2 protein-coding genes are annotated in these 755 nt (G+C 63.8%); one reads left to right on the top strand and one right to left on the bottom strand.

Annotation, left to right across the window (positions count from 1 at the left end):
• Positions 1-132 (bottom strand): helix-turn-helix domain-containing protein (locus KBX37_RS36185; RefSeq protein ID WP_374103953.1); only part of this gene is annotated, 132 nt, incomplete at its 3' end.
• A 23-nt stretch (positions 133-155) separates the two neighbouring features.
• On the opposite strand from KBX37_RS36185, the gene tnpA reads away from it, so the two are divergent.
• The gene (gene tnpA, locus KBX37_RS34000) at positions 156-572 is read left to right on the top strand and encodes an IS200/IS605 family transposase (RefSeq protein WP_210779901.1); all 417 of its coding nucleotides are present in this window, start codon (positions 156-158) and stop codon (positions 570-572) included.
• The last annotated feature ends 183 nt before the right edge of the window (positions 573-755 follow it).

Genomic DNA, 755 nt, shown 5'->3' with positions numbered 1-755 from the left:
GCCTGCCTCGCGCGCCTGCTGGCGTGCGCGCAGCCCGTCGTTGAACACCACCCGCGCGCACCCGAACGCCCGCGTCAGCGAAACCTGCTGAGCGGGCGTCGGGTAGACGCGGTAGTTGTACCGAAGCTGCACATTAGACAGTCTACCATTGGTCTATGGCCGAGTTCTCGAACGTTCGCACCGGCAGACACTGCGTCTTCACCCTGCACGCCCATTTGGTCTTCGTAACCAAGTTTCGGCACAAGGTGTTCGATGACCGGCACCTGACCCGCCTGGAGGAGATCATGCGGGCGGTGTGCGCCGACTTCGAGACCGACCTGGTCGAGTTCAACGGCGACGGCGAACACGTACACCTACTGGTCAACTTTCCGCCCAAGGTGGCCCTGTCGAAGCTGGTCAACAGCCTCAAGGGCGTGTCCTCGCGGCGGATGCGACAAGAGTTCCCCGACCTGGTCCGCCACTACTACCAAGCCAACAAACTGTGGTCAGCCTCGTACCTCGCCGGCTCCCTCGACGGCGCACCCTTGACCATCCTGCGCCAGTACATCGAGCAGCAAAACCGTCCCGATTAGAGCACGCTCGGGCCTGGCGGCCCTCCCGCGCGGGCCTTCACCCCCGCCCTAAAGGGCAAGGCCGTGAAGTTAAGGATCGGCCTGGTCTGTCAATGCGGGTTGGCCTGCGAGGATGTCGATGGTGAGGGTGGCGAGGTAGCTCTTGCGGTCGACGCCGAGGCTCTTGTAGGCGTAGCGGGACAG

It is taken from the genome of Micromonospora sp. U56 (assembly GCF_018070095.1).
Lineage (GTDB): Bacteria > Actinomycetota > Actinomycetes > Mycobacteriales > Micromonosporaceae > Micromonospora > Micromonospora purpureochromogenes.
This window is presented reverse-complemented; position numbering and strand designations above follow the sequence as displayed.